Here is a 25,963-nt window from a genome sequence, read left to right as displayed (position 1 = left end):
ATGGAACTTCTCGTCGCATCCGCCATCGGCATCCTGACGGCCTCTGGCCTCTACCTCGTGCTGCGCTTGCGGAGCTTTCCCGTCATCATGGGCACGTCGCTGCTGACCTATGCGGTGAACGTCTTTCTCTTTGCCTCGGGCCGTTTGACCGTGGGCGCGCCGCCGATCCTGAGCGATGCCGCGCGCTATACCGATCCGCTGCCCCAAGCGCTGGTGCTGACCGCCATCGTGATTTCCTTTGGCATGACCGCCGTGGTGGTGATGATCGCCCTCGGGGCCTATCTGGGCAATAAGGATGATCATGTCGATGAGCCGCTGACCGATACCAAGGCGGAGGACCGCACATGACCCATTGGCTGATCCTGCCCATCGTGCTGCCTGCGTTTATCGCGCCTTTCATCATTCTGGCCGCACGCTATCACATCACCATCCAGCGGGTGCTGTCGCTGTTTGGCGCGCTGGCGCTGGTCGTCGTGGGGCTTGGCCTCTCGGTCGAGGCGGCGAGCGGCAGTGTTATGCTCTACCGTCTCAGCGATTGGGCCGCGCCCTTTGGCATCGTGCTGGTCGGCGACCGCCTGTCGACGCTGATGGTCACGCTGACGGCGGTGCTGGCGCTGTTTGTACTGCTCTATGTCATCGGCTCCAAATGGGACGAACGCGGGCGGCATTTTCATGCGCTGTTCCAGTTCCAGCTGATGGGGATCATGGGCGCCTTCCTGACGGGCGACCTTTTTAACCTCTTCGTCTTTTTCGAAGTGCTGCTGATCGCCTCCTACGGGTTGATGATCCACGCCGGTGGCACGCCGCGGCTGCGGGCGGGGGTGCAATATGTGCTCTATAACCTGCTGGGCTCGACGTTGTTCCTTTTTGCGCTCGGCGCCATCTATGCCGAGACTGGGACGCTCAACATGGCCGATCTGGCGCAGCGCGTTGCCCTGATCGACGCGGGCGCGACCGTGGGCATCCGCATTGCGGCGGTGCTGCTCCTGATGGTCTTTGCGGTCAAAGCCGCCGTGGTGCCGCTGCACTTCTGGCTCCCGTCGAGCTATGCCGAAGCGCCCGGGCCGGTGGCGGCGCTTTTCGCCATCATGACCAAGGTCGGCGCCTATGCGATCATCCGCGTCTATACGCTGATCTTCCCGCCCGAACTGGCCGTGACGGCGGATCTGCACACCACATGGCTGCTGCCCGCCGCGCTGCTGTCGCTGGCGCTTGGCATGATCGGCGTGCTGGCGGCCAAGCAGTTGGACCGTATGGTGGCCTTTTCCGTCATCGGCTCCATGGGCATGGTGATGATCTCAATCGCGCTGTTCACGCCTGAGGGGATCGCCGCGGCGCTCTATTATATCGTGCATTCGACACTGGCCTCGGGCGCGTTGTTCCTGATCGCCGATCTCGCGCGGGCCGGGCGCGACAACCTTGATCTGACGGCGCAGCCGCAGGTGGCGGGGGCCAAGCTGACCTCGGCCCTGTTCTTTGTCGCGGCCATCGCCATGGTCGGCGTGCCGCCGCTTTCGGGTTTTCTGGGCAAGCTGCTGATCATGGATGCCGCCGCCGCCAGCGATGCTTGGGTCTGGATCTGGGCCGTGATCTTGGGCGCGAGCCTGTTGAGCCTCGTGGGCTTTGGCCGTGCGGGCAGCGTGGTCTTCTGGAAGGCGCGCAGCGTCACGCCGGAGAAGGGGGCAACCCCGGCCGAGCGCCCCTCGGCGCTGAGCTATGTCGCGGTGGGCGGGCTCTTGGCCCTGCTGGTGGCACATACCCTGCTGGCCGGACCGGCCACCCAATATGCCACCGCGATTTCGAAGCAATTGTTCGGGCCGGAACGTTACCTGACCACCGTGTTGGAGACCCCCGGCAAACTGTCGGACGGCAAAGAGGAGGCCCATTGACATGATGCGACCGATCCGTTGGCTTTTGCCGCACCCGTTTCTGACCCTGCTGCTGACCGCCGTGTGGATCCTGCTGCAAAACAAGTTCAGCGCCGGCATGCTGGTCTTTGGCCTGATCCTTGGTGTCGTGATCCCGATCTTGACCGCGCGCTGGTGGACCGACCGCGCGCAGGGCATCCGCCCGCTGCGGACGCTGGCCTATGTGCTCTTGGTGATCTGGGACATCGTCATCGCCAATATTCAGGTGGCTTGGATCATCCTGACCAAATCCAACGCCAGCATGTCGCCCGCTTGGGTTGTCGTGCCGCTGGACCTGAAAGAACCCGAGGCGATCACGATCCTGATGGGCACCATCACGCTGACCCCCGGCACCGTCTCGGCGGACCTGTCGGACAACGGGCGCTACCTTTTGGTACACGCGCTGGACGCGAGCGACCCCGACGCCGTGCGTGATGAGATCAAAGACCGCTACGAACGCCGCTTGAAGGAGATTTTCGTATGACCCAAGCGACCGACCTTTTGACGCTGGCGCTTTATGGGGCGCTGACCCTCGTCGCCATTGCGCAGTTCATGGCGATGATCCGTCTGTGGATCGGCCCCGGCACCGGGGACCGCATTCTGGCGCTGGACACGATGTTCATCAACGCCATCGGCATCATCGTGCTTTTGGGCGTCTTGCAGGGCACGCAGATCTACTTTGAGGCCGCGCTGATCATTGCCATGCTCGGTTTCGTCTCGACCGTGGCCTATGCCCGTTTCGTCTTGCGCGGAGATATCATCGAATGAGCCCCGACGTCATCGCCACCTATTTCGTTATCGCGCTGCTGGTGATCGGCAGTTTCTTCGTGCTGGTCGCCGGGATTGGTCTGCTCAAGCTGAACGACCCGATGACCCGTCTGCACGCGCCGACCAAGGCCGCGACGCTGGGGATCGGGGCCTATCTGCTGGCGGCCATGGTGAACTCTTTCCTTTCGGGCACGGGGTCGCTGCATGAGCTGCTGATCATGGCCTTCATCTTTGTCACCGCGCCGGTGTCAGCCAATTTCATGGCCAAGGCGAATATCCATCGTCGCGATTGCCTGCCAAACCCGCCGGAGCTGCCGGATGGCGATACTTGGGCCACGCTGAACGTGCCGGAAGAAGACCGCGAGATCGAAGAGACTTCGCCCAACGCCTGAGGGGTTGGGCCAAGGTCGGATTCATTTCAAACTGTTACGATGGTGGAAACCTTTTCCTGCCAGCATAGGTTAATGGGCGGCGCTGCCCAACCGAAGCTGACCGAAAGGATCCTGCCATATGCGTCTGACCGCGCTTCTGCTGATGCTGTTCCTGCCCATCGCCGCAGCGGCGCAAGACCGTGTGGCGATGGTCATCGGGAACTCCGCCTATGAGGACGGCACCACGCTTGACGGCCCGCGCGCGGATGCGGCGCGGCTCTCTGAGGCGCTGGAGGGGCAGGGCTTCGACGTCACCACGCTGATCGACGCTGATAGCGCGGCGTTCAAACAAGCGCTTTCCGACTTTGCCTTTCAGGCCGAAACAGCGGACATCGCCCTGATTTACTACGCAGGCCGCCGCGTCGCTTCTGGGGGGCAGAGCTATCTGATCCCGGTTGATGCGTCCTTGGCCCCGGCCTCGGCGCTGCGGCGCGAGGGGGTGGCCCTGCCTGCGCTCCTGCGTGCGGCGGGCAAGGCCCGGCAGATACGGCTTGTGCTGCTCGACAACTGCCACGCCGCCCCGCAGCAAGCCACCGCGCCCCTGCCACCGCCTGAGCCACGCCTTGGCACCTTGGTCGTGACTTCTGGCGAGGTGGGCGCTTGTGATGAGGGTGGTGAAAACGCGGGCCTTTTCGCCGAAACGCTGGCCGAGGTTTTGGCCCAGCCGGAGGTCGAGGTCGGGGCCATGCTGGACGATTTCCGCGCGGCTCTGCGCAGCCGAAGCGGTGGCACGCTGTCTGCGCGGCGCTTTGGGCGGTTGAACCCCACGCCGTTCTTCCTCGGCGGCGGTGACGGGGAGGCGGCCCCGGGGGGCTGGGCCGATTTGAACGAGACGCAGGGCCACCGTTTGGCCGAATTGGCGCGGCAGGGCGATACCCGCTCGCAACTCGGCCTCGCCGCCCTGCAAAGCGATCCCGACGATCCGCGCTATGATCCGCAGAATGCGGCGGCGCAGCTCACGCGCGCGATTGAGACCGGCTCAGCCGAAGCGCGCTATCAACTGGCCCAGCTCTACGAAGAGGGGCGGGGCGTGGAGCAGGACGAGGCCCGCGCGATGCAGCTTTATCGCGACGCTGCCGAGCGAGGCCACGCCGGGGCGTTGAACGATCTGGGCTTCATCCATTTGCAGGGCGAATTGGGGCAAAAGGCTGACCCCGAACTGGCGCTCGATTACTTCCGCCGTGCAGCCGACAGGCGACACCCTGCTGCGATGTTCAACTTTGCCGCGATGATCGACGATGACAAAGTGCCGGGGCGCGGGGCGGCGGACGCCGCGCTCTACCTCTATCGTGCGCTGCGGGCGGGGGATGGCACCCTGCTGGGGCTGATGCAGGAGGAGCCCCGTTTGTTCGACAGTGATACCCGCAAAGCGCTGCAACGCAAGCTGTCGGATTTCGGGTTTTATGACGGTGCGATCGACGGGCTTTATGGCGACGGTACCCAAGCCGCGATCCGCGCGGCATTTGGGATGGAGGCGGGTGCGGCTCAGGCCGAAGCCACTGAAACGACTGAGGAAACGGCGGAGGCCGAGACGTCGGAAACGCTTCCGATAACATCCGAGACGCCGCAAGAGGAGCCTGACCAAGAGCCGACAACCCAAACCGAAGACACCCCCAAAATCGATGCCGAGCCAGAGCCCGGCGCGGGGGAAAATGTCACCCCGGTTCTGCGTCCCAAACAGGCCGCGCGGGAGTGAATTTTGAAACAAGTAGTATTGCTTTTTCCCCTCCAGTAAGTTGGCAAAATTAATCCGGTTGCAATATCGCGGCCGATGGCTTTTGATTGGCGCATCAGTCAATAAAAACTTCTCTGGGGAGAACACCAATGAAAAAACTGCTTATGACATCCGCTTTGGCGACAGTTGCCGCGACATCGCTGGCCGCTGCCGAATGTAGCGAAGTCACCTTCTCCGACGTGGGCTGGACCGACATCACCGCCACCACCGCCGCCGCCTCTGTCGTGCTCGACGCGCTCGGCTATGACACCGAGACCAAGATCCTCGCCGTGCCGGTGACCTATACCTCCATGGCCTCCGGCGACATCGACGTGTTCTTGGGCAACTGGATGCCGACGATGGAAGGCGATATCGCCAAATACCGCGAAGAGGGCAGCGTTGACACCGTGCGCGCGAACCTCGAAGGCGCGAAATACACGCTGGCCGTAAACAAAGCCGCCGCGGATATGGGCATCAAGACCTTCGCCGACATCGCTGCCAATGCCGACGCACTCGAAGGCAAGATCTACGGCATTGAGCCGGGCAATGACGGCAACCGCCTGATCCAGTCGATGATCGACGAGAATGCCTTTGAACTGGGCGAATTCGAAGTCGTCGAATCCTCTGAACAGGGGATGCTCGCTCAGGTGCAGCGCGCCAGCCGCAAGGAAGAGCCTGTTGTCTTCCTTGGTTGGGAGCCGCACCCGATGAACGCCAATTTCGACCTGACCTATCTTGAGGGTGGTGACGATTACTTTGGCCCCGATCTGGGCGGTGCGACGGTTTACACCAACACCCGTGCCGGTTTCGTCGAAGAATGCCCGAACCTTGGCAAATTCCTCCAGAACCTCGAATTCAGCCTTGAGATGGAGAATGAGATCATGGGCGCGATCCTCGATGACGGCGAAAAGCCGGAAGAGGCCGCCGCCGATTGGATCAAGGCGAACGCTGACGTGCTCGACACATGGCTGGACGGTGTGACCACCGTCGATGGCGGCGATGCGATGGAAGCTGTCGCTTCGCTGAAGTGATCCTCACGCTATGATGGACAAGACCCGCCCCAGATCGATGGGGCGGGTCATTCTCATGCGCAATTCTCCAATCCTGAAGGACTGACATGGACTGGCTGACAGAAAACAAGATCCCCGTGGCCGATGTGGCCGAAGACGCGCTGGATTGGTTGCAAACGAACGGGGCGTGGTTCTTTGACGGGCTGTCGGACCTGATGGAACGGCTGATCGAGGCGATCCTCTGGGTGCTGCAAACCCCGCATCCGCTGATCCTGATCGCCGTCTTCGCCGCGATCACTTGGGCCATTCAGCGCAATTGGAAAACCGTGGCCTTTGTGGTGCTCGGCTTTCTGTTCATTCTGAACCAAGATTACTGGGAAGAGACGATGGAGAGCCTGACGCTGGTGCTCTCGGCCTGTGTGGTCTGCATGGGCGTGGGCGTGCCGATTGGCATTGCCGTGGCGCATCGGCCCCGGCTTTATGCATGGGTGGCCCCGGTCTTGGACCTGATGCAGACGCTGCCGACCTTCGTCTATCTGATCCCCGCGATTGTCTTTTTCGGCATCGGCATGGTGCCCGGGTTGATCGCCACGGTGATCTTTGTGCTGCCTGCGCCGATCCGGCTGACGCAACTGGGCATCTCCTCGACCCCCAAGGCGCTTCTTGAGGCCGCGCAGGCGTTCGGCGCCAAGCCGCGCCAGACGCTGTGGAAGATTGAGCTGCCCTATGCGTTGCCGCAGATCATGACGGGTCTGAACCAGACCATCATGCTGTCGCTCTCGATGGTGGTGATCGCAGCATTGGTGGGCGCAGACGGTTTGGGTGTGCCGGTGGTGCGTGCCCTGAACCAAGTCAACACAGGCTTGGGATTTGAATCCGGGTTGGTGATCGTTGTCGTGGCGATCATGCTCGACCGTATCCTGCGGGTGGGACGGAAATGACGAAAGCAGTAGAATTCGATAACGTATCCATCGTCTTTGGCGACAAGCCGGAGAAGGCGCTGCCGCTGATGGACGAAGGCCAAAGCCGCGCCGAGATCGAAGCGGCGACGGGGCAGGTGCTGGGCGTGCATGATTGCTCGCTCACCGTTGAGAATGGTGAGATCCTTGTGCTGATGGGCCTGTCGGGCTCGGGCAAATCGACGCTGTTGCGGGCGGTGAACGGGCTCAACCCCATGGTGCGCGGCACGGTGCGGGTCCATGCCGAGGGCTGGTCCTGCGATGTGCATGAGAGCAACGCGGCAGAGCTGCGCCGGGTGCGCCGTGAAGGCGTGTCGATGGTGTTCCAACAGTTCGGCCTGCTGCCCTGGCGCACGGTGCGCGACAATGTGGCGCTTGGGCTGGAACTGTCCAATGTGCCCAAGGGCGAGCGGTTGGAGCGGGCCGAGCGGCAGTTGAAGCTGGTGGGGCTCAGCGATTGGGCCGACCGCAAGGTGGGGGAGCTTTCGGGCGGGATGCAGCAGCGTGTGGGCCTTGCCCGTGCCTTTGCCACCGAAGCGCCGATCCTGCTGATGGATGAGCCTTTTTCGGCCCTCGATCCGCTGATCCGCACGCGGTTGCAGGATGAGCTGTTGGACCTGCAACGCGATCTTAACCGCACGATCATTTTCGTCAGCCATGACCTTGATGAGGCGTTCAAACTGGGCGGGCGTATTGCGATCATGGAAGGCGGGCGCATCGTGCAGATCGGCACCCCGCGCGAGATTTTCTCAAACCCCGCTTCGGATTATGTGGCGGAATTCGTGGCCAATATGAACCCGCTTGAGGTGCTGACCGCCCGCGATGTGATGGGGCCAGCCGATGGGGCCGCCCATCCTGAGACCAGCGCCGAGACGCCAGTGCGGGATCTGATGGACGGTCTGCGCGGCCCGGAGGCGGGTTTCGCCGTGATGGACGAGGGCAGGCAGATCGGCACGGTGACGGCGCATAGCATCGTGGAACGGCTGAAACGCTAGGGCGGGGTCCACCCGCCCGGCAGCGCTGTCTCACCGAGGGCAGCGCTGCCCACCGTGGTCGATAGGGATCAGTTCGCCGCTGTCCCGAGCGTCTTCAATATCGGACAATCTGGCCGGTCATCGCCCGCACAATCGCGGACCAGCGTGCTGAGCGTGTCGCGCATCTCTTGCAGGCCGCTGATCTTGGCCTCGATCTGCGCCAGATGGTCCTTGGCGATGGCCCGCACATCGGCACTGGCGCGGTTCTTGTCCTCCCATAGCGCCAACAGGTTGCGGCAATCTTCGATGCTGAACCCCAGCGTGCGGGCGCGGCCCAAAAAGGCGAGCTTGTGCATCTCGCTTTCGCGGAAGGCACGGTAGCCATTGGCGTCGCGCAGCGGTTTGACCAGCCCGATATCCTCATAATAGCGGATGGTTTTGGGCGGCAGCCCGGTGCGTTGTGAGACTTCTCCGATATTCATGGGACGATCCTATTCTGCGGCTACGTCTGCGGCCACGGGGGCGGCGGCCCGGGGGCCGTGGGATGGGGTGGCGCTCTCAGTCAGAGGGGCGGCGATCCAGCGCAAGCGCAGGGCGTTGCTGAGAACGAAAACGCTCGACAAGGCCATCGCCCCGGCGGCCAGCGCGGGCGACAAGAGCCAACCGGTCAGCGGGTAGAAGGCGCCAGCGGCCACGGGGATCAGCAGGACGTTATAGCCGAAGGCCCAGAAGAGGTTTTGCCGGATATTCGCCATGCTGCGCTGGCTTACGTCGATGGCATTGACCACGCCGCGTAGATCGCCCGACATCAGCACCACATCCGCCGCTTCGATCGCCACATCAGTGCCGGTGCCGATGGCCAGCCCGACATCGGCCTGCGCAAGCGCGGGCGCGTCGTTGATCCCGTCGCCCACGTAGGCGATGCGGTTGTCACCTTTTCTCAGGTCGTCGATGGCGGCCACTTTGCCATCGGGCAGTACCTCGGCGACGACGCGGTCGATGCCCAGTTGCGCCGCGATGGCCTCTGCCGTGCCGCGGTTGTCGCCGGTGATCATCGCCACTTCGAGGTTGAGGTCGTGCAGCCGCGCGATGGCCTCGGGCGTGCCGGGTTTGATCGGGTCCGCCACGGCGATGACCGCCGCTAATTTGCCGTCGATCGCGGCGAACAGCGGGGTTTTGCCGGCCTTGGCCAGATCCGCGCTGATCCGCTGAGCGTTGCCCAGATCAATCCCCTCGCGGGTCATCAGGCGGTCCGCGCCCAGCGTGATCCGGCGGCCCGCCACCAATGCGCTGACGCCGTAGCCGGTATGGGATTGGAAATCGCTCACCTCGCGCGGCACGGGGCCAGCCGCTTCGGCCCGGCGCAGGATGGCTTGGGCGATGGGATGTTCTGAGCGGGCCTCGACCGCGCCGATCAGCGGCAGCAGCCTCTCCTCGGTCATGTCGTTCATCAGCACGAGGTCGGTAAGTTCGGGGGTGCCCTTGGTCAGCGTGCCGGTCTTGTCCAAGGCAACGGTCTTGACGCCCTGTAGGCTTTGCAGCGCATCGCCTTGCCGGAACAGCACGCCCAGTTGCGCCGCCCGCCCGGTGCCGACCATGATCGACGTAGGCGTGGCCAGCCCCATGGCACAGGGGCAGGCGATGATCAGCACCGCCACTGCCGCCACTAATGCATGGCTGAGCGAGGGGCCAAAGGCCAGCCAGAGGCCAAAGGTCACCAGCGCAACGGCGATCACCGCGGGGACGAACCACAGGGTGATGCGGTTGACCAAGTCCTGAATGGGCAGTTTCGCGCCTTGGGCCTCTTCGACCATGCGGATGATCTGCGCCAGAACCGTGTCGCCGCCAACCTTCGTGGCGCGATAGGTCAGGCTGCCGGTGCCATTGACCGTGCCGCCGACAAGTGCCGCGCCGCCGGCCTTTTCCACCGGCACAGGCTCGCCGGTAATCATGCTTTCATCGACATAGGATCGCCCTTCGACGACGATGCCGTCGGTGGCGATCTTCTCACCCGGGCGGAGGTAGATGATGTCGCCGGTTTCGACCTTTTCCAAGGGCAGTTCGATGACAGCGCCGTCGCGCTCGACCCGTGCGCTGGTGGCGCGCAGGCCCATAAGCTTGGCAATCGCGGCCCCGGTGCGCCCCTTGGCGCGGGCCTCAAGATAGCGGCCCAGCAGGATCAGCGTCACGATGACGGCGGCGGCTTCGAAATAGACCACGCGGCTGCCTTCGGGCAACAGCCCCGGCGCAAAGAGCGCGGTGACCGAGTAGAGCCAAGCCGCCCCCGATCCAAGTGCCACGAGAGAGTTCATATCCGGCACGCCCTTCGCCAGCGCAGGCAGGCCATTGCTATAGAAATGCCAGCCCGGCCATGCCAGCACGAGGGTGGTGAGGAGGAATTGAATAAGCCAGCTTGTCTCCGTCCCGATGGTCGCCGCGATCCAATGGTGAAAAGCGGGCACCAGATGGCCGCCCATCTCAAGCACGAAAACGGGTAAGGTGAGCGCGGCGGCCAGCAGGGTCATCCGTTTGAGGTGGATGGCCTCCGCTTCCTTGCGCGTCGCGGCGTCGGGGGTGCCCGCCTCGGGCGTGTCGACGCTGGCGGGATAGCCCGCCTTTGCCGCCGCATCGCGCAGGGCGGGCAAAAGATCGGCGTCTTCCAAGGTTTCGACCCGCGCTTCTTCGCTGGCGAGGTTCACGGTGGTCGAGAGCACCCCCGGCACCGCAAGCAGCGCGCGTTCCACACGGCCCAGGCAGGAGGCGCAGCTCATGTTCGACAGCCGCAAACGATGGGTGGTCTTGCGCGCCGGGTAGCCCGCCTGCGCCAAGGCGGCGTCGAGCTCGCCTGCGTTAAACGCGGGGTGTGCCGTCACGCGCACGGTTTCTGCCGCAAGATTCACCCGGGCCTCACCGATCCCCTCCAGCGCGTTTAGCGCTTTTTCGACACGCCCCACACAGGACGCGCAGCTTATGTTCTGCACGCCAAAAGTGAGTGTTTCCGCTTTGCCCATTTCACGCCCTCTATTCGTCTTGGGCTGAGTATGGGGCTTCCAGTTGCTGGAGGGTCAAGTGGTCATTTTCGGAAAATTGATTTGGTAGCGCGGCGGCACAGGCGCGGCAGTTTTGCGGCCCGCTAGGGCACAGAGGCATATGCACAAGAGCGACCACCACCTATCCCTTCACCGCCCCTATAACCGGAAGCATATCTTAATACCTTTCTGCGTAAGTCCTCAGAACCCGCTTCGTCGCTAGGCTGTATCTTAAAAGGTTGTGAACAAAGATATGCATTTTTACACTTATTTTCTCGGCACGTTCACGGCGCAGCACTTGCGCCGCCTTTCGGCCTTGGCAGGGCAGGGGCCTTGGCTTCGGATGATCGCGGCAATGTTTTGGACTTTGTTCTTGCTGGCTTTGCTGACCAGAGCCGCCTTGGCGCAGCAGCTCATTCTCAATCCCGTCGCCGCGCCCACCGTGGTCGGGGCAGGCGTGGGCGAGCGGGCCTTGTGGCGCAACGCAGGTACGGTTGGCGGGGTGTCGGTCGATATCGTCGGTGAAATGGCCTTTGCGGGCCGGGATCACGTTTTCGCCTCTGGCAATGGGCAAATCCAGATTACCTCGACCGGGCAAGACCCGCATTTCATGGATTTCTACCTCTATGAGGCGGGCACCCATAACATCACGACCAATACCGGCGGGGTTCCGGTGGTTGCGGATGTTTTCATTCAGATCAATGACATCGACGGTCCGTTGAATGAGCAGGTCTATGTGAACGTCTGCGACGGCACGGTCGAATATGTCCGCATTGACCGCGGCGCGACGACCTATCGGGGCTATATCGAAGGGCCGGATGCGAACCTTGGGACAGAGGTGTTCTATCTCGCCGGGGACCGCAACTATAGCAACCAGCCGGTATCGGGGCTTGAAATCTTCTACCCGCAGACCTCGACCTTCCGCTTTGGTCGGACCGCCAACAGTGGCTTCCTCGTCCTGCTCGCCAATCCGACCTATGACGAAGCGCAGACCTATGACCTGCAATGCGGTGACTTCAAAGCGCCCGTTTTGCAGGACGATCTGAAAGAACAGGTGCTGAGCGAGCCTGTGGTGGTCAACATCCTGTTCAACGACAGTGTCGCGACGGAAAACAACAATGCGCCGGCGAATAATTCGGGCCAGCCCAGCGAATATGCGAAACAGGCTGTCGATCTGATCCCCCCTGCCGGGGCGCAGAACATCGTGACAGATTCCGAAGGCCACCGGGTGGGTTTCGACATTCTGGGCGAGGGCACATGGAGCTATGACGACCTGACCGGGGAGTTGACCTTCACCCCCTTCGTCGCCTTCTTTGCCGCGCCGACGCCGATCAGCTACCGCTATCAATCGCCCATCATCCTGCCGAATGAGCCGCGGGCCTATTCCGCGCCCGCGCAGGTCTCGATCGATGTGGGCTCTGTCGGTCTGCTGAAACTGGCGCAATTGGTCGATACCAACCTCAACGGCTATGCCGATCCGGGTGAGACGATCGCCTATGTCTTTACCGCTGAGAACTTCGGCAATGTCGATCTCACCAATGTGCAGCTTGCCGAGACGCAGTTCAGCGGCAAGGGCGTGCCCCCGGTGATCACCTTTCAGGCCGCCACGTCGCTGTCGCCCGAAGGTACGCTGCTGGTCGGGGAGAAGGCCGTCTATACGGCGACTTACACGCTGGTGCCTGAGGATCTGGACACCACGATCAGCAACCAAGCGGAGGTCACGGCCCAGACACCGGGGGGGACGGCAGTCTCGGACCTGTCGGATTCCGAGAACCCCGGTGACGGGGATGGCGTGGCGTCGAACGGGCCGGGCGAAGGGCGTGATGATCCCACGACGATCTACGCAGGCTCCGGCCCCGACCGGGGGGATGCGCCGGTCACCTATGGCGATCCGCAGCACGCGGACACCGCGCAATATTGGATCGGCGCACTCAACGGTGACGGCGACGGCTCGGCGCAACATTCCGTCGATGGCACCGGCGATGACCTCGACGGTAAGGATGACGAAAGCGAAGAGAGCTTTCCCCAGCTCTATGGCGATCTGACCCGCACGGTGACCGTGGTGGTGAACGAGCCCACCCCCGGCACCGGTTACCTACAGGCTTTCGTTGATTTCGGCGGCGATGGCCTCTTCCTTGGTGATCAGGTCGCGACGGATATCCAAGACGGCGGGGCGCAAGACCTCGACGGGGTGGTGAATGGTGAGATCTCATTCCCCGTCAGCGTGCCGGTCACCGCCGTTCTGACGCCGACCTTCGTCCGGCTGCGCTGGTCCTCGACCGCGGGGCTTGATGCGATCACCCCCGCCCCGGATGGGGAGGTCGAAGACTATGGCATCACCATCAGGACACCGCCCGACGCCGACCGGGGCGATGCCCCTGCGAGCTATGGCGATCCGCAGCATATCATCGAAGGCCCGGGCGCGCCTGAGATCTATCTGGGCAGCACCCCGCCGGATATCGATCTGCTGACGCAGAACTCCATCGGGGCCACGGGGGATGATGCCGATGGGTCGGATGATGAGGACGGGGTGACCCTGCCGCAATTCTACCGTGGTGGTCTGGCCGAGATCACGGTGACAGTCAGCGATCTGATTGCCGCGCCGGGGTCGTCCTATCTGCAGGCCTTTATCGACTTCGATGGCGATGGCACCTTTAACCAAGCCGGGGAGCAGGTGGCGGTGAACCTGCAAGACGGCGGCCCGCAGGATAAGGACGGCCTCAGCAATGGCACGATCCTGTTCGAAGTGGCTGTGCCCGCGGGGGCCACGACACTGCCCACCTATGCCCGCTTTCGCTGGTCGACCGACAGCACTGGCCTTGTCACAGCCTTTGAGGGGGAGGTGGAGGACTATACGCTCACCATTTCAAGCGATCCGCCGCCGCTGGTCTGCGATGCTTCGCTCTATGCCATCGTCGACAGCCCCTCTGCGCTGAGGCGTATGACCTTCCGCGATGGTGGGGGGAGCTATGCCACGACGGTTGAGACCTCGGGCAGCACCGGACAGAACCGCGACGGCGCCTGGGGCTATAACGCGCTGGACGGCTATATCTATGGGGTGGATCAAAGTAGCCGCAGGCTTTTCCGGATCGATGGCGCGGGCGACATTACGGACTTCGGCAATATCCCCGGGGCGCAGAATGCGCGGAATGCCGGAGACATATTACCCAACGGCCGAATGATCTACGAGGCTGATCAGACCACTTGGCAAGTTGTCGATCTTACCAACCCCGCCACGCCGCTCGCCCTGGGGCAGATCAATCTCACCGTAAGCGTGAACCCCGAAGACTTGGCCTATAATCCCGTGGATGGTCTGGTTTATGGGATCGACAGCTTTACCGGTCTGCTGTTCCGCGCGGCTGTCAACAATGGCACGCCGGGCACGGTAACGCCGCAAGCCATTGGCGCAGCTGTCTATTCAGGCGTCTTCGACGCATTGTGGTTCGACCGTGATGGCCGGCTGTACGGCTATTCCAACACCACCAACAACCTCTTCGTCATCTCAACGGCGACAGGTGTGCCGCAACTGGTATCCGGCATTCCCGTCGATGAGGGCGGGCGCAGCGATGGCATCTCTTGCCGGGGGCCGGCACCGATCCCACTGGGGGGCATTTCGGGCAACATCTACGAAGACGCGGATGCCTCGGACGTGAGAGACAATGGGGAGACTAATTTCGGCGCGGGTGTGGGCATCTCGGTCTTTGCCGACAATGGCACCCCGGCCAATACCGCCGATGACATCTTTCTAGTAACCACGGATACCTTGGCCGATGGCACCTATGCGGTGGGGGAGTTGATGGTGAACACGACCTACCGTGTCGCATTGGACGAGGCGGACCCCGATCTGCCTTCGGGGCTGACCATCGGCACCTCCAACCCGCTGCTTGGCGTTCCTGTCTCCGGCAATAGCGTGACCAGTGACCAAGACTTTGGCTTCGATCCCGCAGGCAGTGACCTCGAACTCAGCAAAATCGCCGCCGCTACCGGTACCACGACACCGATCACCAATGTGTCGGAGGGGGATACCATCGATTGGATCATCACCATCACCAATGTCAGCGGCGGCTCGCCCTCGGGGGTCAAGGTGATCGACCAGATCCCAAGCGGTTTCGCCTATGTCTCGGACGATGCGCCCGCGACGGGGGATACCTATGACCCCGACACAGGCTTGTGGTTCGTGGATGAACTGCTCAGCGGAGAGAGCGAGACCCTGACCATCACCACCACGGTGCTGGGCAGTGGTGATTTCACCAATCAGGCCGAGATCATCTATAGCTCTCTACCCGATCCCGACAGCGATCCCAGCACGGGGCCGTTGACCGATGACCTGTTCGACCAACTGCCCGACGATGACGAAGCTTCCTATTCCGTGACCCTCGTCACCGGAGAGCGGATTTTGACGGGCCGTGTCTTTATCGACAATGGTGCAGATGGCGGCACCGCCCATGACGCCCTCCGCAACGGCAGCGAAGGGGGGGCATCTTCGGCGGTATTGGAGATCCTCGACAGTGGTGGTGCGGTACTGGCGACCCCCGGTCTCGCGACCGATGGCACTTGGAGCTATGGGCTTTCTGGCAGCTACAGCGGGCCGATCACGATCCGCGCGATCCCGGCGAATGACTACCGGGCGATCTCGGAAGCGACGACTGGCCTGCCTGATTTGGTCGACACCAACCCGCATGACGGTGAATTCACCTTCACGCCCGAGGCTTTCGGCAATCGCATGGGGTTGGACATCGGTCTGCTGAAACTGCCCAGTCTGACCAACGACCGGACCACGACCGTCGCACAGGGGCAGGTTGCGACCTTGCCGCATATCTATACCGCCACCTCAGACGGGCAGGTGACCTTCTCCTACGCCGGTGCCACTTCGACCCCCACAGGCGCGTTCAGCGCGGCGCTGTTCCAAGATATCGGCTGTGACGATAACGTCGATGGGCCGATCACCGGCCCCATCGCCGTCACCACGGGGCAGACCATCTGTATCGTCTCACGGGTATCAGCCGGTTCGGGCGCTGGGCAGGGTAGTACCTACACCTATCAGGTGCTGGCGACCACGGCATTCGCCCGGACCACGGTGACCAGTTCGGCCAGCAATACCGATGAGGTTTCGGTCGGGGGGCGTTCCACCCAGATCGAACTGCGCAAAACGGTCGAGAATGAGACCCAAGGCACCGGGGAGGGCACCACCAACCTCGGCAGTGTGAATGATATCCTTCTGTACCGCATCTATCTGCAAAACAACGCGACCACGCAGGCGTCCAACGTCAAGATCTACGATAGAACCCCGCCTTATACGCAGCTGTCGGAGCCTATCGTCGATCCGCAACAGGTCTCGCCCAACCTCAGCTGTGATCTGGTGGCGCCGACAAGCAATGTGGCCAGCTATGCCGGGACGATCGAGTGGAATTGCACGGGCCATATGTTGCCGGGAGAGACCGGGGCCGTGCAATTCAGGGTCGGCATTCAATAGGTCGCTAGTGCGTGTCGGAGTGGCGGTGCATTTTGATGCGTCGCCAGCCGTTTTTTGACGGATGATCAACATTGATGCGCATAGGAAAACGGCACCCAAACAGGGCTGCCGATCTTGGCATGGGCGACCCCCGTCATACGCGCGCTATCGCTTGCCTTCCCCCGCGGAGCCTGCAAACGGTAGAGTAAGCGACGCAAGCCCTGCCGCCCCGACCAACCCCCCTAAGGACCGCCCATGACCAAGTTCTGCCTGACCGTGACCTGCCCCTCGCAACGCGGGATCGTTGCCGCCATCGCCAATTACATCGCTGAAACCGGCTGCAACATCACCGACAGCGCGCAGTTCGACGACACCGAAAACGGCCAGTTCTTCATGCGCATCAGCGCCGAGGCCGAAACCGGTGCCACGCTCGAGACCCTGCGCGAGGGGTTCACAGCGGTCGCGGAACCCTTTGGCATGACCTATGAATTCCACGACCAAGACACCACGATGAAGGTTGTGGTCATGGTCTCGCGCTTTGGCCACTGCCTGAACGATCTGCTCTACCGGGTGCGCATCGGCGCGCTCCCGATTGAGATCGTCGCCGTGATCTCGAACCATATGGATTATCAAAAGGTTGTGGCGAACCACGATATTCCATTTCACTGCATCAAGGTGACGAAGGAGAACAAACCGCAGGCCGAAGCGCGGATCATGGAAGTGGTTGAGGAAACCGGCGCCGAGCTGATCGTGCTGGCGCGCTACATGCAGATCTTGTCTGACGCCATGTGCCAGAAGATGTCAGGGCGGATCATCAACATTCACCATTCCTTCCTGCCGTCCTTCAAGGGGGCGAACCCTTACAAGCAGGCCTATGAAAGGGGCGTGAAATTGATCGGTGCCACGTCGCATTACGTCACCGCCGATCTGGACGAGGGGCCGATCATCGAACAGGACATCGTGCGCATCACCCATGCGCAAAGCGCCTCGGATTATGTCTCGCTCGGTCGCGATGTGGAGGCGAGCGTTTTGGCGCGCGCGATTCACGCCCATGCCCACCACCGGGTGTTTCTGAACGGCAATAAAACCGTGGTCTTTCCCGCATCGCCCGGCAGCTACAGCTCCAAGCGGATGGGCTAGGGGCCATCGGGCGGCTTGGCCGAGCCTGTAGGCAGGCGTAAACCAGCGTCCAACAGCAGCGGATCAGCGCATGATTTAAAGAGAGAAGTGGTGCCCCCACACGGACTCGAACCGCGGACCTACTGATTACAAATCAGTTGCTCTACCAGCTGAGCTATAGGGGCACTGAGGGCTCATTTAGAGAAAGGAGCCGGGGGGTGCAAGAGGGGAAATGCGAGATTCTTTCGGATTTTACACGCGCGCCGGGACGGGCTATTCAACGCCGAGATTTTCAAGGGTAAGCAGAGTATCATGCAGCTCGTTTTGCACACAGGTGTCCATTTCACGGAAGACGAGCGGCTGTTGAAATGCCTGCTGCGCAATCAGGACGATTTCGCCAAGACGGGCGTCAAAGTGCCCGGGCCCAGCACCTATCGCAACCTGTTTCGCGACACGCTCAACGCGATGCATAAAGCGGAGCCGTCGGAGGTGGCGCGGGATGTACTGTTGGATGCGATCCTCGATGATGGGACAGCCAGCCGGGTGATCCTGTCGGATGCGAATTTCTTCCGCTCGCCTGCCACGGCCCTGCAAGAAGGCGTGCTTTATCCCGCCGCCGCCGTGCGCATGCTGCGCATGGCGCAGCTTTTCCCCGAGGATGAGATTCGCATCTTTATGGCGATCCGCAATCCCGCCTCCCTCGTGCCGGTGCTTTATGAGAAAGCTGCGGATAAAACCTCGGCCGCGTTCTGGGGAGAGCGGGGGCCGGAGGACCTGCGCTGGTCCGAGACGATCGGCCAGCTGCGCGAGGCGGCGCCGGGGATTTCCATCACCCTGTGGTGCAATGAAGACGCGCCGCTGATCTGGGCGCAGATCATTCGCGAGATGGCGGGGCTGGCGCCCGAGACCAAGATCAAAGGCGGTTTCGATCTTTTGCAGACGATCATGTCGGAGGAGGGGATGAAGCGCTTTCGCGGCTATCTCGACACCCACCCCGATATGTCCGAGGCGCAGAAGCGCCGCGTGATCACCGCGTTCCTCGACAAATACGCGCTTGAGGAAGAGATCGAAGAAGAGCTCGACATGCCCGGCTGGACCGAGGAATTGGTCGAGCGGATGACGGCGATCTATGACGCGGATGTCGAGGTCATCCGCGCCATGCCGGGCGTCACCCTGATCGCGCCCTAAGCCCCGGCCAATTCGGTGATCACGTCATAGGCCATGGCCACATCTTCGGCCGTGGCGGTGAAGGCACCTGCTTGGAAGCGGATCACGAATGCTCCGTCGATGCGGGTCTGGGTCAGGTAAATGCGCCCATCGTCGTTGATCCGGTTCAGCAGGTCTTGGTTATGGGCATCGAGGTCTTCGCCGCCGAGATGGCGGAAGGTGAAGAGCGATAGCATCGGCTGGGTCACGATCTCGAACCCCTCCGTCGCGTCCAGCCGCGCGGCTAAATCCTGCGCCCATGTCACATGGTTGCGGATCATCTCGCGCAGCCCCTCCAGCCCATGGGCGCGGATCAGGAACCACAGTTTGAGCGCGCGGAAACGGCGGCCCAGCGGCACGGACCATTCGGAATAGTTCACCACGCCATCCGCGCCATGGGTCTTCAGATACTCCGGCTGAATCGCCAAGGTACGCACCAGATCGTCGGGATTGCGCAGGAAGTGGGTCGTGCAGTCAAACTGCGCCCCCAGCCATTTATGCGGGTTCATCACCACCGAGTCGGCCCGTTCGACCCCGGCCCAAAGGCTGCGGAATTCAGGACAGATCATCGCCGACCCGGCCCAAGCGGCGTCGACATGGGTGTAGAGCGCCTCGGCCTCGGCCACATCCATCACGGCGGCAATGTCATCGCTGGCCCCCGCGCTGGTGCCGCCGGTGCAGGCGATGATGCCCGCAGGCAGATGCCCCGCCGCGCGGTCGGCGGCGATGGCGGCGCGGAGCGCACCGGCGTCCATCGCGCGGGTCGCCCCTTGGGTCGGAATGCGGACAAGGTTCTCTTCGCCCAGCCCCGCGATCCAAATGGCTCGGTCGACCGAGGTATGCACCTCTGCCGAGCAATAGACCCGCAGGCGCGGCTGCCCCGACAGCCCCGCGCGGTTGCCCTGCCAATCAAGCGCGCGTTCGCGCATGGTCAGCACGGCACAAAGCGTGGCGGAGCTGGCGCTGTCTTGGATCACCCCGGTAAAGCCATCCGGCAGGCCGATCGCCTGACGCATCCAATCGCAAACGCGGGTCTCCAACTCCGTCGCTGCCGGAGAGGTCTGCCACAGCATGCATTGCGCCGCGATGGCTGAGACGAAATATTCCGCCAGCACCGAGACCGGCGCGGCATTGGCGGGGAAATAGGCAAAGAAGCGGGGGTGCTGCCAATGGGTCATGCCCGGCATGAGGGTCTGTTCGAAATCGTCGAAGATCGCCTGCATCGCCTCGGCCCCTTCGGGCGGGGCATCGGGCAGGGCGGATAGCACCGCGCCGGGGGCCACCTGCGCGCGCACCGGGCGGTTGCGCAGACCTGCGTGGTAATCGGCAGCCCAATCGGCGGCGCGGCGGCCCCAAGCTCGGAACTCCTCCCAATTCATGCGCCGCTCCCTTGCTGTGGAATTCTGGTTGTCATCCGCATTTCCCGCCCCATGTTGTTGTATTGTCTCACTGTTGTTCCGCTGGGCTTGACCTCTTCAAGAATGTTGTCGCAGCGGCTATGGTGGTCGTCACGCCCTTTTGGGCGGTCTTTGACTTGGTAAGTAGCGATCAGGAAACCGTCAAGAATGGCCCCAATGCCCCCCCTGCGCCGCACTGCCCGCTCCCTTCCGATTGCGCTTTTGCGCGCGCGGGAAAGGGTGATGGGGCCGATCCGCGAGATCTTGAACGAAAGCGGCATCTCGGAACAGAAGTTCCGCGTGCTGCGCGTGGTCGAGGAATCCGGCCCGATGGAGCAGACCGCACTGGCGCAGCAGGCCTGTCTGCTGCTGCCGAGCCTGACCCGCATGCTGCGCGCGATGGAGGAGGAGGGGCTGCTCAGCCGCGCCAGCGATCCCGATGACGGGCGCAAATCCATCGTCACGATCACCGATCAGGGCCGTCAGGTGATCCAAGACCACGCGGGTGATGCGGCGGCGCTGTTCTCTGACTTCGAGGCGCGTTTCGGCAAGCAGCGAATGGAAGACCTGCTCGATATGCTTGAAGATCTCGTCAATCTGGACATGCAGAAAAAGACCGACGGGCAAAAGAAAGACTGACGGGAAAGGTGTTAGCGGGCAGGGGGTTAGCCCCCTTGCGCCATCCGCCGTACCGCGCAGATCCCCGCCAGCGCCATGCGGCTGCCATCGGCCTCGGTCGCCGGTGCGCCCTGTTGCGACAGCGCCCGCAGATAGAGCGGCACAGCCCCGCTCGTGCCGATCACCGCCAGCGTTTGCCCCAGCCAATAGGCCCGCGCCGCCGCCAGTTCCGCCCCGATCAAAGTGCCGGCCAGCCGCGCCTCTGCGGTTGGTGGCGGGATGTCCTGCAAGGCCAGATCGGCCCGGATCGAGGCCAGCCGCCCCGCCATGCGCTCGGGCCGCGACAGCCCATCGCTGAGCGCATCGTCAAAGGCCGTGTCGTCCAGCGCCGTGCCCTCAGCAGGGGTGCCATCGCCCAAGAGGGCCAGCAATTCCCCGGTCAGGAAGGTCTGAAAACTCACCACCTCGCCCGCGCTGATCTGCGCCCAGACCGACGTGTCTCCGGGCAGGCAGATCACCCCGTCCCAGTCTTTGTTGAGGCTCAGAAACCCCGCGATGCGCGTTTCGGCCCCTTGCAGCAGGCCGCTGGGGGTCTGCTGGCGCAGGGATGGGATGACCTGAAGGTCGAAGTTGTCGGTGGCGACAGCCGTTGTGCGCTCAGCCGTGGCGGAGCAGGGCACCATGCGCGGCGTGGCATCGGTCCTGCCTGCGGGCAAGCCAGCGACGAAAACCGGCAGGCGGGGCAGTTGCCACGGGGCGGTCAGCTTAGCGAGCGCGGCGTCGAAGGCCGCGAGGTCGCCGGGTTCGGCAGTCTCGCCATCGCTCGTGGCGCTCTCAAGCGCCGATGCGCCCTGCATGGCCCAGACCTGCAAACGCGCCTCGTGAACCTCTACCGCCAGCCAATCTGCATTGCTCAAACCCGTCATCGCGCTGCCCCTCGTCGTGGAATGTTCCGACGGCATAGGCCCTATGGCCTGCGGGTTCAACGCGTCCGCTGGACGCAAACAGACGAACCACCAATTTGCTTCAAGCCTAAAATATTTATTCTTGAACGAAAAAGCGACTCGCCCTAGGCTCCCTTCCAAAGCGAACCAGAGGGGAATTTCGATGCGTGCAATCTGTCTTGGCGGCGGTCCTGCGGGGCTGTACTTCGCGATCTCTCTCAAGCTGCGCCAGCCCGAGGCCGATGTCACCGTGCTTGAGCGCAACCGCCCCGATGACACCTTCGGCTGGGGCGTCGTGCTCTCGGACGAGACGCTGGACAACCTCGAGGCCAATGATCCCGTCTCGGCCAAGGAAATCCGCAGCCACTTCGCCTATTGGGACGACATCGCGCTCCACCACAAGGGCAACACGATCCTCAGCTCCGGCCATGGTTTCTGCGGCATCGGGCGCAAGCGCCTTTTGCTGATCCTGCAGGAGCGGGCCCGCGAGCTGGGTGTGAATCTGCAGTTCGAGACCGAGGTGAAGGCCGCTTCGGAATACATGGACGACTACGATCTGGTTGTCGCCTCGGACGGTCTGAACTCCAAGACCCGGATGGAGTTCGAAGACACTTTCAAGCCCGACATCGACGTGCGCCGCTGCCCCTTCGTTTGGCTCGGCACGCATCAGAAGTTCGACAACGCCTTCACCTTTATCTTCGAAAAGACCGACGAGGGCTGGATCTGGGTTCACGCCTACCAATTCGACAAGGACACGGCGACTTTCATCGTCGAATGCAGCCAGGAGACCTTCGACGCCTACGGCTTCGGCGAGAAGACGCAGGAAGAGACGATCGCGATCTGCGAGGAGATCTTCAAAGACCACCTCGACGGGCACAAGCTGATGACCAACGCCAGCCACATCCGCGGCTCGGCCTGGATCAAGTTCCCCCGCGTGCTGTGCGAAAAGTGGAGCCACGAGAATGTCGTTCTGCTGGGCGATGCCTCGGCCACGGCGCATTTCTCGATCGGCTCGGGCACGAAACTGGCGCTGGAATCGGCGATCTCGCTCGCGAAACACGTCACCGACGACGCCGATCTGCCGACGGCTTTCGAGAAATACGAGGAGGCCCGCCGCCTTGAGGTGCTGCGCCTGCAATCGGCGGCGCGGAACTCGGTCGAATGGTTCGAGGACGTGGAGCGCTATCTTGATCTCGACCCGGTGCAGTTGAACTACTCCATGCTGACGCGCAGCCAGCGGATCAGCCACGAGAACCTGCGCGAGCGGGATCCGAAATGGCTTGAGGGGGCCGAGAAATGGTTCCTCGAACAGGCCGGCGCCGACACGAATGGCCCGATCCGTGCCCCGATGTTCGCCCCCTTCCGCCTGCGCGACATGAAACTCGAAAACCGCATCGTCGTCTCGCCCATGGCGCAGTACAAGGCCGTCGACGGCTGCCCCACCGACTGGCATCTCATCCATTACGCCGAACGCGCCAAGGGCGGCGCAGGGCTGGTCTATACCGAGATGACCTGCGTCTCTCCCGAGGGCCGGATCACGCCGGGCTGCCCCGGCCTCTACGCGCCCGAGCATGAGGCGGCGTGGAAGCGGCTCACGGATTTCGTCCATGCCGAGACCGACGCCAAGATCTGCTGCCAGATCGGCCACTCGGGCCGCAAGGGCTCGACCCAACTCGGCTGGGAAGAAATGGACGCGCCGCTGAAAGCCGGCAACTGGGAGATCATCTCGGCATCGCCGATCCCGTGGTCGGAAAACAACGCCGTGCCGAAGGAAGCGACGCGCGAAGACATGGACCAGATCCGCGACGAATTTGTCGAGGCCGCCCGCATGGCGGACCGCGCCAATTTCGACATGATCGAACTGCACGCGGCCCACGGTTACCTGATCTCGTCCTTCATCTCCCCCCTGTCGAACCAGCGCGAAGATGAATACGGCGGCAGCCTTGAGAACCGCATGCGCTACCCGCTGGAAGTCTTCCGCGCGATGCGCGATGCATGGCCCGAGGAAAAGCCGATGGCGGTGCGCATCTCGGCCAACGACTGGGTCGAGGAAGACGGCGTCACGCCCGAGGAAGCGGTCGAGATCGCGCGCATGTTCAGCGCGGCCGGGGCCGACATCATCGACGTCTCGGCGGGCCAGACCTCGAAACAGGCCAAGCCGGTCTATGGCCGCATGTTCCAGACGCCCTTCAGTGACCGCATCCGCAACGACGGCGGGATCAAGACCATGGCCGTGGGCAACATCTACGAGGCCGACCACGTGAACTCGATCCTCATGGCGGGCCGCGCCGATCTGGTCTGCCTCGCCCGCCCGCATCTGGCCGATCCCTATTGGACCCTGCACGCCGCCGCCGCCATCGGTGACCGCCACGCCGACTGGCCGCTGCCCTACGGCCCGGGCCGGGACCAGGCATGGCGTCTGGCGGACCGCGCCGCGGAGATGGAGAAGGTATGAGCCATATCGTCATCACCGGCGGCGGCACCGGCGTGGGAGCCGAGATCGCCCATGCGGTGGCCGACACCGGCGCCAAGGTGACCATCATGGGCCGCCGCGAAGCGCCCCTGCGCGAGCAGGGGGTGCCGTTCCAGACCTGCGACGTGACCGATCCGGAAGCGGTGCAGGCCGCCTTCGCCGCCGCGCGCGCTGAGAATGGCCCCATCACCGGCGTCGTCGCCAATGCGGGCGCGGCCCATTCCGCGCCTTTCCAGAAGATCACCGCGCAGGACATGACCGACATGATGGCGGTCAATGTCACCGGCGTCTTCAACGTCTGGCAGGCGGCACTGGCGGAGATGAAGGAGGCCGGGCAGGGGCGGCTCATCGCCGTGGCCTCGACCGCGGGCCTCAAGGGTTACCCATATGTCGCGGGCTATGTCGCGGCGAAACACGGTGTCGTCGGCCTCACCCGCGCGCTGGCGCTGGAACTGGCGCGCACCGGCATCACCGTGAACGCGATCTGCCCCGGTTTCATCGACACGCCGCTTCTGGAACGCTCGGTCGAGAATATCACCAAGACCACCGGCAAGAACGCCGAGGAGGCCCGCGCCCTGCTGAAACGCGCCAGCCCGCAGAACCGCTTCGTGGAGACCTCCGAGGTTGCGGGCGCCGTGCTCTATCTGCTCTCAGACGCGGCGGCTTCCGTCAACGGCCACGCGCTGGCGCTATCGGGGGGCGAGGTGTGAGCGACGCAGCCAAGGATCGCGTCCGGCTCTGGCTGCGGCTGCTGAAAGTGGTGCGCGGGCTGGAGCAGGAGTTGCGCGACAGGCTGCGGCGCGAGCATAACACCACGCTGCCGCGTTTCGACGTGATGTCGGCCCTCTCGCGCCACCCCGAGGGGCTGAAGATGAGCCAGCTTTCCGGCGTGCTGCGGGTGTCCAACGGCAATGTCACCGGCATCGCCGACCGCCTCAGCGAAGAGGGGCTGGTGGAGCGCATCCCCGTGCCGGGCGACCGGCGTGCGATGATGCTGCGGCTGACGCCTGAGGGGGCGGCGCAATTCGCCCGCCAAGCGCAGGCGCATGAAGACTGGATCAACGAAAAACTGCGCGGAATCTCCTCCGAGGAAGCCCGCGCCATGGCGGCCCGCCTACAAGCCTTCGCCGCCCAAACGGAAGAAGAGGAAAAAGCCAATGCGCAGTGATGTGACGCATTTTCAATGCGAGATCAAAGACCGGATCGCCACCGTGCGGCTCGACCGGCCCGACCGCAAGAACCCGCTGACCTTCGACAGCTACGCCGAGCTGCGCGACTGGTTCCGCGATCTGGTCTATGCCGATGACGTCGACGTGGTGATCTTCGGCTCCAACGGGGGTAACTTTAGCTCTGGCGGGGATGTGCATGATATCATTGGCCCTTTGACCAAGATGAACATGAAAGAGCTGCTGCAATTCACCCGCATGACCGGCGATCTGGTCAAGGCCATCGTGAACTGCGGCAAGCCGGTGATCGCCGCCGTCGACGGTGTCTGCGTCGGCGCGGGCGCGATCATCGCCATGGCCTCGGACCTGCGGCTGGCGACGGCGGAGGCCAAGACGGCTTTCCTCTTCACCCGCGTGGGCCTTGCCGGCTGCGACATGGGCGCCTGCGCGATCCTGCCGCGCATCATCGGCCAGACACGGGCGGCCGAGCTGCTCTACACCGGCCGCTCGATGTCAGCCGAAGAAGGCGAACGCTGGGGCTTCTTCAACCGGCTGGTAACGGGCGAGACGCTGGAGGAAGAGGCCATGACACTGGCCAAGAAAATCCAGGCCGGCCCCAATTTCGCGCATATGATGACCAAGACGATGCTGGCCCAAGAATGGGCCATGTCGATCGAACAGGCGATCGAGGCCGAGGCGCAGGCGCAGGCGATCTGCATGCAAACGGGTGATTTCGAGCGCGCCTACAACGCCTTCGTCGCCAAGGAGCGCCCGGTCTTCGAAGGGGACTGAGCCG

The 25,963-nt window shown here is 63.2% G+C and carries 21 protein-coding genes and 1 tRNA gene; 17 read left to right on the top strand and 5 right to left on the bottom strand.

Annotated features, from left to right (window positions below; all coding sequences use genetic code 11):
- From ACGYLQ_RS07370 to choV, 9 genes are all read left to right on the top strand, one after another.
- The gene (locus ACGYLQ_RS07370) at positions 1–348 is read left to right on the top strand and encodes a Na+/H+ antiporter subunit C (RefSeq protein WP_067260931.1); all 348 of its coding nucleotides are present in this window, start codon (positions 1–3) and stop codon (positions 346–348) included.
- Positions 345–1,889, top strand: coding sequence for a monovalent cation/H+ antiporter subunit D (locus ACGYLQ_RS07365; protein ID WP_394441606.1), 1,545 nt, complete (start codon positions 345–347; stop codon positions 1,887–1,889). Before ACGYLQ_RS07370 ends, ACGYLQ_RS07365 begins: the two co-directional genes overlap by 4 nt.
- A 1-nt stretch (position 1,890) precedes the next feature.
- Positions 1,891–2,391, top strand: coding sequence for a Na+/H+ antiporter subunit E (locus ACGYLQ_RS07360; protein ID WP_067260934.1), 501 nt, complete (start codon positions 1,891–1,893; stop codon positions 2,389–2,391).
- Positions 2,388–2,675, top strand: a complete 288-nt coding sequence (locus ACGYLQ_RS07355; RefSeq protein WP_067260936.1) for a K+/H+ antiporter subunit F — start codon at positions 2,388–2,390, stop codon at positions 2,673–2,675. The genes ACGYLQ_RS07360 and ACGYLQ_RS07355 overlap by 4 nt, the downstream gene beginning before the upstream one ends.
- Positions 2,672–3,067, top strand: coding sequence for a monovalent cation/H(+) antiporter subunit G (gene mnhG, locus ACGYLQ_RS07350; protein WP_394412756.1), 396 nt, complete (start codon positions 2,672–2,674; stop codon positions 3,065–3,067). The genes ACGYLQ_RS07355 and mnhG overlap by 4 nt, the downstream gene beginning before the upstream one ends.
- 118 nt (positions 3,068–3,185) lie before the next feature.
- A complete protein-coding gene (locus ACGYLQ_RS07345; RefSeq protein ID WP_394441603.1) occupies positions 3,186–4,802 on the top strand; it encodes a caspase family protein in 1,617 nt (538 codons plus the stop codon).
- A gap of 128 nt (positions 4,803–4,930) precedes the next feature.
- Entirely contained in the window at positions 4,931–5,851 is a 921-nt protein-coding gene (locus ACGYLQ_RS07340) for a choline ABC transporter substrate-binding protein (protein ID WP_394412750.1), read from the top strand.
- Between the two features lie 86 nt (positions 5,852–5,937).
- Positions 5,938–6,771, top strand: a complete 834-nt coding sequence (gene choW / locus ACGYLQ_RS07335; protein ID WP_067260944.1) for a choline ABC transporter permease subunit — start codon at positions 5,938–5,940, stop codon at positions 6,769–6,771.
- Positions 6,768–7,784 (top strand): choline ABC transporter ATP-binding protein, encoded by a 1,017-nt coding sequence (gene choV / locus ACGYLQ_RS07330; protein WP_394441601.1) that lies wholly within the window; start codon positions 6,768–6,770, stop codon positions 7,782–7,784. The genes choW and choV overlap by 4 nt, the downstream gene beginning before the upstream one ends.
- Before the next feature lie 68 nt (positions 7,785–7,852).
- On the opposite strand, the gene cueR is transcribed toward choV, so the two are convergent.
- Positions 7,853–8,245, bottom strand: a complete 393-nt coding sequence (cueR, locus tag ACGYLQ_RS07325; RefSeq protein ID WP_067260948.1) for a Cu(I)-responsive transcriptional regulator — start codon at positions 8,243–8,245, stop codon at positions 7,853–7,855.
- A gap of 9 nt (positions 8,246–8,254) precedes the next feature.
- Entirely contained in the window at positions 8,255–10,774 is a 2,520-nt protein-coding gene (locus tag ACGYLQ_RS07320) for a heavy metal translocating P-type ATPase (RefSeq protein WP_394441598.1), read from the bottom strand.
- Positions 10,775–11,147: 373 nt separating this feature from the next.
- Between ACGYLQ_RS07320 and ACGYLQ_RS07315 the strand changes: the two genes are divergently transcribed.
- A complete protein-coding gene (locus ACGYLQ_RS07315) occupies positions 11,148–16,265 on the top strand; it encodes a GEVED domain-containing protein (RefSeq protein WP_394441595.1) in 5,118 nt (1,705 codons plus the stop codon).
- A gap of 234 nt (positions 16,266–16,499) precedes the next feature.
- On the top strand, positions 16,500–17,384 hold the full coding sequence (purU, locus tag ACGYLQ_RS07310) for a formyltetrahydrofolate deformylase (RefSeq protein ID WP_067263074.1): 885 nt from the start codon (positions 16,500–16,502) through the stop codon (positions 17,382–17,384).
- An 88-nt stretch (positions 17,385–17,472) separates the two neighbouring features.
- Here the strand turns inward: purU and ACGYLQ_RS07305 are convergent.
- Positions 17,473–17,548 (bottom strand) — tRNA-Thr (locus ACGYLQ_RS07305).
- 127 nt (positions 17,549–17,675) lie between these two features.
- Here ACGYLQ_RS07305 and ACGYLQ_RS07300 point away from each other — a divergent pair.
- On the top strand, positions 17,676–18,551 hold the full coding sequence (locus tag ACGYLQ_RS07300) for a hypothetical protein (RefSeq protein WP_394441592.1): 876 nt from the start codon (positions 17,676–17,678) through the stop codon (positions 18,549–18,551).
- Here ACGYLQ_RS07300 and ACGYLQ_RS07295 read toward each other — a convergent pair.
- Positions 18,548–19,948, bottom strand: coding sequence for a pyridoxal phosphate-dependent decarboxylase family protein (locus ACGYLQ_RS07295; RefSeq protein WP_394441589.1), 1,401 nt, complete (start codon positions 19,946–19,948; stop codon positions 18,548–18,550). The two genes, ACGYLQ_RS07300 and ACGYLQ_RS07295, sit on opposite strands and share 4 nt — an antisense overlap.
- A gap of 186 nt (positions 19,949–20,134) precedes the next feature.
- Here ACGYLQ_RS07295 and hpaR point away from each other — a divergent pair, with 186 nt between their 5' ends.
- Positions 20,135–20,605, top strand: a complete 471-nt coding sequence (gene hpaR / locus ACGYLQ_RS07290; protein WP_331710992.1) for a homoprotocatechuate degradation operon regulator HpaR — start codon at positions 20,135–20,137, stop codon at positions 20,603–20,605.
- Between the two features lie 26 nt (positions 20,606–20,631).
- Here the strand turns inward: hpaR and ACGYLQ_RS07285 are convergent, their stop codons facing one another.
- Positions 20,632–21,510: a 2-dehydro-3-deoxygalactonokinase gene (locus tag ACGYLQ_RS07285; RefSeq protein ID WP_394441586.1), complete on the bottom strand. Its 879-nt coding sequence runs from the start codon at positions 21,508–21,510 to the stop codon at positions 20,632–20,634.
- Positions 21,511–21,691: 181 nt separating this feature from the next.
- On the opposite strand from ACGYLQ_RS07285, the gene ACGYLQ_RS07280 reads away from it, so the two are divergent.
- From ACGYLQ_RS07280 to ACGYLQ_RS07265, 4 genes are read left to right on the top strand one after another with little or no spacing between them, the layout of a single operon-like run.
- Positions 21,692–23,983, top strand: coding sequence for a bifunctional salicylyl-CoA 5-hydroxylase/oxidoreductase (locus ACGYLQ_RS07280; RefSeq protein WP_394441583.1), 2,292 nt, complete (start codon positions 21,692–21,694; stop codon positions 23,981–23,983).
- On the top strand, positions 23,980–24,711 hold the full coding sequence (locus tag ACGYLQ_RS07275; protein WP_394441580.1) for an SDR family NAD(P)-dependent oxidoreductase: 732 nt from the start codon (positions 23,980–23,982) through the stop codon (positions 24,709–24,711). Before ACGYLQ_RS07280 ends, ACGYLQ_RS07275 begins: the two co-directional genes overlap by 4 nt.
- Positions 24,708–25,169, top strand: a complete 462-nt coding sequence (locus ACGYLQ_RS07270) for a MarR family transcriptional regulator (RefSeq protein ID WP_209218718.1) — start codon at positions 24,708–24,710, stop codon at positions 25,167–25,169. The genes ACGYLQ_RS07275 and ACGYLQ_RS07270 overlap by 4 nt, the downstream gene beginning before the upstream one ends.
- The gene (locus ACGYLQ_RS07265) at positions 25,159–25,959 is read left to right on the top strand and encodes an enoyl-CoA hydratase family protein (protein ID WP_394441577.1); all 801 of its coding nucleotides are present in this window, start codon (positions 25,159–25,161) and stop codon (positions 25,957–25,959) included. The genes ACGYLQ_RS07270 and ACGYLQ_RS07265 overlap by 11 nt, the downstream gene beginning before the upstream one ends.
- Positions 25,960–25,963: the final 4 nt, after the last annotated feature.

This window comes from Sulfitobacter sp. 1A12779, from assembly GCF_043557315.1.
In the GTDB taxonomy this organism is placed as follows: Bacteria; Pseudomonadota; Alphaproteobacteria; order Rhodobacterales; family Rhodobacteraceae; genus Sulfitobacter; species Sulfitobacter faviae.
This window is presented reverse-complemented; position numbering and strand designations above follow the sequence as displayed.